8 protein-coding genes and 1 pseudogene are annotated in these 8206 nt (G+C 45.8%); 8 read left to right on the top strand and 1 reads right to left on the bottom strand.

Annotated features, from left to right (window positions below):
• The 8 genes and pseudogenes from UA76_RS14910 to UA76_RS14875 form a co-directional block, all read left to right on the top strand.
• Nucleotides 1-242 (top strand): ZrgA family zinc uptake protein (locus UA76_RS14910; protein ID WP_047047698.1); only part of this gene is annotated, 242 nt, incomplete at its 5' end.
• 66 nt (nucleotides 243-308) lie between these two features.
• Nucleotides 309-1025 (top strand): ABC transporter ATP-binding protein, encoded by a 717-nt coding sequence (locus UA76_RS14905; protein ID WP_047047695.1) that lies wholly within the window; start codon nucleotides 309-311, stop codon nucleotides 1023-1025.
• Nucleotides 1022-2281: an ABC transporter permease gene (locus UA76_RS14900; RefSeq protein WP_047047693.1), complete on the top strand. Its 1260-nt coding sequence runs from the start codon at nucleotides 1022-1024 to the stop codon at nucleotides 2279-2281. The genes UA76_RS14905 and UA76_RS14900 overlap by 4 nt, the downstream gene beginning before the upstream one ends.
• A gap of 7 nt (nucleotides 2282-2288) precedes the next feature.
• Nucleotides 2289-2777: a DUF3299 domain-containing protein gene (locus UA76_RS14895; protein ID WP_047047690.1), complete on the top strand. Its 489-nt coding sequence runs from the start codon at nucleotides 2289-2291 to the stop codon at nucleotides 2775-2777.
• Between the two features lie 287 nt (nucleotides 2778-3064).
• Nucleotides 3065-3964 carry a TIGR03899 family protein gene (locus UA76_RS14890; protein WP_047047687.1) on the top strand — a complete coding sequence of 300 codons (900 nt, stop codon included), beginning with the start codon at nucleotides 3065-3067 and terminating at the stop codon, nucleotides 3962-3964.
• 239 nt (nucleotides 3965-4203) lie between these two features.
• Nucleotides 4204-6163, top strand: a pseudogene (locus tag UA76_RS14885) (bifunctional 2',3'-cyclic-nucleotide 2'-phosphodiesterase/3'-nucleotidase).
• Between the two features lie 95 nt (nucleotides 6164-6258).
• On the top strand, nucleotides 6259-6738 hold the full coding sequence (locus UA76_RS14880; protein ID WP_047047686.1) for a GNAT family N-acetyltransferase: 480 nt from the start codon (nucleotides 6259-6261) through the stop codon (nucleotides 6736-6738).
• Nucleotides 6731-7657, top strand: a complete 927-nt coding sequence (locus UA76_RS14875; protein WP_047047683.1) for a DMT family transporter — start codon at nucleotides 6731-6733, stop codon at nucleotides 7655-7657. The genes UA76_RS14880 and UA76_RS14875 overlap by 8 nt, the downstream gene beginning before the upstream one ends.
• Here UA76_RS14875 and UA76_RS14870 read toward each other — a convergent pair.
• Nucleotides 7607-8203, bottom strand: coding sequence for a LysM-like peptidoglycan-binding domain-containing protein (locus tag UA76_RS14870; RefSeq protein WP_047047681.1), 597 nt, complete (start codon nucleotides 8201-8203; stop codon nucleotides 7607-7609). The genes UA76_RS14875 and UA76_RS14870 overlap by 51 nt on opposite strands.
• Nucleotides 8204-8206: the final 3 nt, after the last annotated feature.

Raw genomic sequence — 8206 nt, 5'->3', positions numbered from 1 at the left:
ATGACCATCATGATGACCACAAAGGCCACGACCACGACCACGACCATCATGACCACGATGGGCACGGTGAGTTTACAATCGAGTACCACTTCCACTGTGAGCAGCTTGATAAGCTAAACACTATTGACACTCAGTGGTTCACGCACTTCCCAAGCACTGAGACAGTGGATGTAAACCTACTAACTGACAAAGCACAAAGCGCAACGAAACTGAACAAAAACAGCACACGTATTTCGCTGTAATCGTCATTTCGTAGATTTAGGGTAAGTCGAATTGGCTTACCCTCCTTGTTTCTAGGAGCCCAAATAATGAGTAGCGTGAACACCACAGACCGCACTCCCGTAGTCAAAATTACGGACCTTTCTTTTCGCTGGCCAAACGCGAAAGAAGACATCTTACAGATCCCAAGCTTAGTGATTGAGCAAGGTGAACATATCTTTATAAAAGGGCCAAGTGGATGTGGTAAGTCAACTCTACTCGGGCTACTAACGGGCATTAATCAGGCTCAGTCAGGCAGCGTCGAGATCTTGGGTTGCGATATTAACGGGCTAAAGCCGAGTGAACGTGACAAGTTTAGGGCTGATAACATTGGCTATATTTTCCAGCAGTTCAACCTATTGCCTTACTTAAGCGTGGTTGAAAACGTGCTATTACCTTGTCAGTTTTCTGCGCTAAGAAAACAGCAACTGACGAGTTCACCCCAAGAGACAGCCGTTCAGCTCCTCGAACGCCTCCATCTGCCTTTGGAGTACTTATCTAAATCCGTGTCTGAACTGAGTATTGGTCAGCAGCAACGGGTTGCCGCAGCTCGCGCATTGATGGGCGCACCAAAGCTCATTATTGCCGATGAACCGACTTCCGCTTTAGATCATGATAACCGCACAGCTTTCATCGAACTTCTCATGGAGCAAGCCAATCAGCTCAACTCAACATTGGTATTTGTGAGTCACGATCCGACACTTGAAGCGCAGTTTGACCGCAGCATCAACCTCAAAGAGATTAACCTAGCAGGAGTTCCATCATGAAAGCTATCGTGACTCTGGCGTGGAAAAGCCTGTTAAACCGCAAAGCCACTGCACTGCTTACTGTGTTAACCGTAGCCATTTCGGTTATTTTGCTGATGGGTGTGGAGCGTATTCGTACTCAAGCTAAAGACAGCTTTGCCAATACTATTTCTGGCACGGACCTCATCGTCGGCGGCCGATCAGGGCAAGTTAACCTTCTGCTCTACTCTGTGTTCCGAATTGGTAATGCGACCAATAATATCGACTGGAAAAGCTATCAAGAATTCAGCCAACACTCTTCTGTTGACTGGGCTATTCCTATTTCACTCGGTGACTCTCATCGAGGCTTTCGCGTGATGGGTACCAACAGCAGCTACTTCGAACATTTTAAGTACGGTCAGCGACAGCCGCTGACATTCTCACAAGGAGAAGAGTTTGATGGATTATTCGAGGCAGTAATAGGTTCTGATGTCGCGAGATCATTAGGGTATGACATTGGCACTGAAATCATCATTGCTCACGGCATCAGTGATGTGGCATTCAGCCGACACGATAACCTGCCTTTCAAAATTGTTGGCATTCTCGCTCCAACAGGAACGCCTGTTGATAAGACCGTCCATGTTTCCTTAGAAGCCATTGAAGCGATTCACGTTGGATGGGAGTCTGGCGCTCAATTGGGTCCAACCCCAACACCAGAACAGTTACACGCGATGGACTTCCAACCCAAGCAAATCACCGCCATGATGATTGGCTTAAAATCGAAGATTCAAACCTTCGCCCTGCAAAGGCAGATTAACACCTATCCTAAGGAGCCGCTCAGCGCCATCATGCCCGGCGTTGCCCTTCATGAACTATGGGGAATGATGTCAGTAGCTGAACAAGCACTGATGGCGGTATCGGTTTTTGTTGTTGTCGCAGGGCTGTTGGGTATGTTGAGCAGTTTATTGACTAGCCTACAAGAACGCAGACGTGAAATGGCTATACTTAGAGCCATGGGAGCAAGACCAAAACATGTCTTTGCTCTGCTAATCAGCGAAGCCAGTGTGCTTACTTTTATCGGTATTGTCACAGGGGTTGCGGGATTGTACGGACTGCTAGCGATTGGCCAGCCAATCATTTCCCAGCAATACGGTATCAATATCGCGCTTTCTGCAATATCTGCTCACGAATGGATGCTATTAGGCTTTGTCCAACTCGCAGGAATTCTGATAGGCTTTATCCCGGCATTAAGGGCTTATCGTCAATCGCTTAGCGATGGGATGACGATACGAATCTGAGGAAACTATGAAAAAGTTATTGATCACTTTGACGCTAGGTTTACTAGCGTCACTACCGAGCATCGCGGATGATGTGTTAAAACTCGATTGGATTGATTTGGTACCAGAAAATGAACGCAATCTATTCGACGCGGTAGGGATGCCGGAGATAGACCACTCAGGCGGCCAAATGACGCAGTCAATGGTCGGTTCTGTAAGAACGGAGCTAAACGGCAGCCAAGTTAAGATACCTGGTTTTGTTATCCCGCTAGAAGGGGATGCTAACCAAGTGACTGAGTTCTTACTCGTGCCTTACTTTGGCGCGTGTATTCACGTTCCGCCGCCGCCACCGAACCAAATTATTTATGTAAAATTCCCTGATGGTGCGCCAATACAAGAGCTGTGGGATGTGGTTTATGTGATAGGTGAGCTGAAAACGGAAACCTTGAATCACGATCTTGCTCAAACAGGTTACTTGCTCCAAGGTACTAAGATCGAAGCTTACGACGACCTATAATTTAACAACCTTGTTACCTGTCAATCTTCTTGATCAGCTAATGTAGCTGGATAAATATGCTAGTAATGCGACGTAAACCAGCAGCAGAAGAGTGATTGACAGGTGCTTACTCCACTTATTATTTTTTATCTGCTTCATTTCACACCTCCACTTGTGGCAACAATTTTAACAACTTATTATCATTTGTGGTAGCGTAAATTTTGTAACTATCTCACACACTTTCTGTGGCGACCTGATTGATATCACGGTACATTTTAACTATCGGAGCTTGGTATGGTAGTTAAGGTATGGCAGAAGCAGGTAAGCCTGTTGTAATTGATCAAGAAACATCTTCTACAAAAACGGCACATGAAAAGAAATCCAGTTACATAAAAGACAGCGCTAGCCGTATCAAGACGATTGCGCAAACCTACGGACTTGACGCCTTGCTCCAGTCAGACGCCCCAGAAAAATCTGCGATAGAACGAGCATTGCTTAGGGAGAGGCGGCATAAAGAGCAACGACAGAAGAACCTCGAGCAAATTCTTAAACTCGCTCACCTATCTTGCAAAGATGAAACCGCCGGCGACCCAGACCAAGATTGGCTGTACCGTTTCTTTGAAATGGCGCAAGACATTCACAACTCTTCGATGCAAAGACTATGGGCTCAAGTGCTGAAGCGCGAAGTCACTAACCCGGGTTCAACATCGATGAAGGCGCTGAAAGTGCTGCAAGATATGACCCCAAAAGAGGCGCAAATTCTTCAAAGAGCCTCGGCGTTAGCGTGCAGTTATGGTGGTGATAGTTCTAAAAAATTACTGGTTGGCCTGAGAGCAAACAACGGAATCTTCAGTTTTGGCAAACGGCACACCACATCCAACCTTAATATCGGCAACTTTAAACTGCCCTATTCAAGCTTACTGGTACTGATTGAACTCGGCTTGTTGCATGCCACTGAGCTGGAATCTGGCGAAATAGAAGTTGAATCCCCACTGCCCCTCTCATACCAAGGACAAAACCTCTCGCTGCAAGTCATGAGCAAAGGGGTCACCTTAATGTACTACCGATTCAGTCCAACAGGGAATGAACTGTGCAAGCTGCTGGGCAACAAACCGAACATGCAGTACTACGATCAACTTGTGGCTCTTCTTAGTCAGAAGTTTACTGTCCACACAGATGCAACAGGCAGTATTCATCATACCGTCTAGTTCACTTAACCTTTCTCAATCAAGACAAAACTACAGCGGGTTAGGCTCTCTTCCTAACCCCGCAATAGGTATCCCTCGATCTACCCCAATCACGATTCACAGCGAAATATTGAGAACTCTATTGCATAAATAACACTCAATTACGCTACAGTTCTCACTTACTTCCTAACATTCACTTTCATTACATAAACTTTTGTTACATTGAACGGGAATATTACTCTTCACAACTGGAGCGAACAATGAAAGTTGCGGTATCCCCACTCTCTTTGGCCGTGCTAGGCGGAATGCTAGCGATGGCTGGGCCGGCAATGGCTGACACGATTAAACTGCGTATTATCGAGACGACAGACATCCATACCAACATTATGGACTATGACTACTATAAAGATGTCCCAACGAAACAGATTGGTTTGGCTCGAACCGCAACGCTAGTAAAACAAGCTCAAAATGAAGTCGTGAACAGTGTCCTCGTTGATAACGGAGACTTATTCAAGGCAGCCCGATGGGTGATTACATGGCGGCTAAAGGAGTCGCTCCCGGTGACATCCACCCGGTATACAAAGCAATGAACCAGCTGAATTACGATGTGGGTAACATTGGTAACCATGAATTTAACTATGGCTTAGAGTTTCTCGATAATTCAATTGCAGGCGCTAACTTCCCTTATATCAGCGCCAACGTTTTCGACAAAGAGACGGGTGATTACTACTTCAAGCCTTACTTAATCAAAACGCACACCTTCACCGATATTCATGGTAATGAGCAACAGGTTAAAGTCGGTTATATTGGTTTCGTTCCTCCACAAATCATGGTTTGGGATAAGAAAAACCTTGAAGGAAAAGTGACGGTACAAGACATCAAAGAGAGCGCAGAACAGCTCGTTCCAAAAATGAAAAAAGAGGGGGCGGATGTCATTGTTGCGATTCCTCACTCCGGCATCTCTACCGATCCTTATCGCACTGGCGCAGAGAACTCCACGTATTACTTGTCTGAAGTCGAAGGCATTGATGCGATTGCATTTGGCCACTCACATTCCGTGTTCCCTGGGCGTGGCTTTGACAACATTCAAGGTGTCGATAACCAAAAAGGTACCATCAATGGTGTGACAGCGGTAATGCCGGGTCGTTGGGGTAGCCATGTCGGCATCATGGACTTGATGTTGAAACAAGAGGGTGACAAATGGGTCGTTACGAGTGGCCAAGCAGAAGCTCGTCCAATCTATGACAAAACAAAAAAGACCTCATTAGCCGAAGCAGATCAAGGCATTGTCGATGCAGTGAAAGACGAACACAAAGGCACTCGAGAGTTCGTCAACCAACCGATCGGAAAAGCCAACGATGTGATGTATAGCTTCCTTGCTTTGGTTCAAGATGATCCAACCGTACAAATAGTTAACCTTGCCCAAAAGGATTATGTGGAGACCTTAATTCAAGGCGATCCCGATCTCGATGGCTTACCTGTCCTTTCAGCGGCAGCCCCATTTAAAGCAGGCGGACGCAAAAATGATCCTGCAAACTTCACCGAGGTAGAGTCAGGGCAGCTCACTTTCCGTAATGCCGCCGATTTATACCTCTACCCAAATACACTGGTGGCGTTAAAAGTAACAGGTGTCGAGGTTAAAGAGTGGCTTGAATGCAGCTCTGGTCAGTTCAATCAAATCGATCCAAACCTAGAATCACCTCAAAGTCTCATTAACTGGGATGACTTCAGAACCTACAACTTTGATGTTATTGATGGCGTTGAGTATCAAATCGATGTTACTCAACCAGCCAAGTACGATGGTGACTGTAAACTGGTTAATGAAGGTGCAGAACGTATCATTGGATTGACGTATCAAGCAAACCAATCGATCCAAGCCAAGAGTTTTTGATTGCGACAAACAACTATCGTGCGTTTAGCAACAAATTCCCAGGTACAGGGGCTGAGTACATTGCTTTTGAATCACCAGATGAGAACCGCACCGTTCTGTCTAACTATATTTCTCAAGTAAGCAGTGCAAAAGGGGAAGTGACACCAAGTGCTGATAACAACTGGAAATTTGCACCAATCAGCAGTGATAAAAAGTTAGATATCCGTTTCGAAACTTCGCCAACTGAGAAAGCCGCTGAGTTTATTAAGGCCAAAGGTCAGTATCCAATGAAGCGCGTCGATACAGACAGCGTTGGCTTTGGTATCTATCAGATCGACTTACAAAAGTAACAAACTCAAATGCTAAGTTAGGCCGAGCAGCAATGCTCGGCCTTTTTCGTCCGTATCTGATATAGTCAAGAAAACGATAATATCGAAGGCTTTATATGCAAATCACCTGGCAACTCCTCTCGTTTGAGCAATTAACCACTCAACACCTTTATGATGTCATGAAACTTCGAGTCGACGTTTTCGTTGTAGAGCAAAATTGTCCCTACCCAGAGCTCGATGATAAAGATCATCAATCGGGAGTCCATCACCTACTGGGCTTCCAAGATGGCAAACTGGTCGCTTATTCGCGTCTGTTACCCGCTGGCCTTAGCTATCCAAGCCCTAGCATTGGCAGAATCGTTACTCATAAAGACCATCGCAGTGGCGGCTTAGGGCATAAACTGTTGGACAAGTCTCTTCAGTATTGCCGTTCGTTTTGGCCGCGAGAAAACATAGAAATAGGTGCCCAAGAACACCTTGAAGTCTTCTACAATAACCATGGGTTCAAGCGTACGTCAGAGAGCTACCTTGAAGATGGTATCCCACACATCGATATGGTTTTTGACGGCACACTTTTAAACGGCACGAATGAGTAACCAAGGTGCAATAACAACCGCTATTTGCCTACTGGTATTCGGCAATTTAGCGGCGTCACTGTCCGATGTTGCCGTTAAATTATTAAACGGCGATGTGTCAGTATTCCAGTATGTTTTCTTGCGCCAGCTGCTTTCCGCCTGTGTACTTCTGCCACTGTGGTTACGTTTAAACAGAGCGCAGCGAGTGCTCACCAACCCTAAGACAACGTTACTCAGAGCACACCTTATTCTTGTTGGAAGTGGTTGCATGATGATAGCGGTAACCCATATTCCGCTCGCGACTGCGAATGCTATTTTTTATGCCGCGCCGCTGCTCATGCTTCCACTCTCAGTCCTCGTTTTAAAAGAGTCCCCAACCAGAAACAAGGTGCTATTGAGCTTTATCGGCTTCTTAGGTGTTCTTCTGGTCTTAAGACCGTCTCATTTCCATTGGGCTGCCCTATTTGCTTTAGGTACCGCAATGACACTGGCCATATTCAACATAATGGCAAGAAAGATCCCCAACGAGCAGCCAGTATTAACAACGCTGTTTTGGACAACACTCTTATCGCTCCCTGTGTCGGCTTTCGCTGCATTAGCCACATGGGAGACATTGAGCCTTAATCACCTTGCATTAATCCTAATGAGTGCAGTGCTTATACTGACCTACAATGGTCTCGCAGTAAGAGCTTATAAAATGGCTCAAGCTAATGACATAGCGATTGCTGAGTATTCTGGGTTGGTTTTTGTCGCCATCATTGGCTGGCTATTCTTTTCAGAAATACCAGATGCGATAACCGTATTGGGAATTATGATGATTGTTGGCCCATTGCTGCCGTATTATCAGTTGAAACAGCAATGGGTAAGAAAGAAGAATAAAAAGAAAGGACTACTTACTTCGACCAAAACCGCCGTCAGACAATCGGAAGAACATCACTGAACCGGCGCTCTTTTCAAGTTGGAGAATGTCTAAATCGCCGTTTGCCGCTAGCTTAAAGCGCACTAACTGCCCCTGCTTTATTCGGCTCAGTGGCTTATCATTTCCTTCAACTTTAACCAGTGCATTCAAATCAGACATTGGTAGGCCAATGTTGCGGAAAACCGCAGCGAGTGTGTCGCCCTGCTTAACCGTATACTCTTTCCAAGCTTCGGATTTAACTGCCGCTGCTTGAGCTGCTGGTTGCTCACTCAAACTTTGGGTATTTATGGTGATTTCAACACGCTGCCCGGAAGTTGGCTGAGTTTCCAATACTTCCGTTTTCTTCGGTGCTGGCAAGACGAGTAGAACAACTAGCGCCGGGACTAAAACCATCAGAGCCCGCTGGTGCAGTTTAGGTAAGCGAGACCAGAGCGATTTAACTTTAGCTGATAGATTTCTGACTACACTCGCATCTTTGAATTTGCTCCAATCCAATTTAACCCACTTTTGCTTAAACAAAGCGATGTAATCTGTTTGTTGTGGGCGCTTTTTCTTCCTGCGGTTCATTAA

Source organism: Vibrio mexicanus, assembly GCF_001012815.1.
Taxonomy (GTDB): domain Bacteria; phylum Pseudomonadota; class Gammaproteobacteria; order Enterobacterales; family Vibrionaceae; genus Vibrio; species Vibrio mexicanus.
This window is presented reverse-complemented; position numbering and strand designations above follow the sequence as displayed.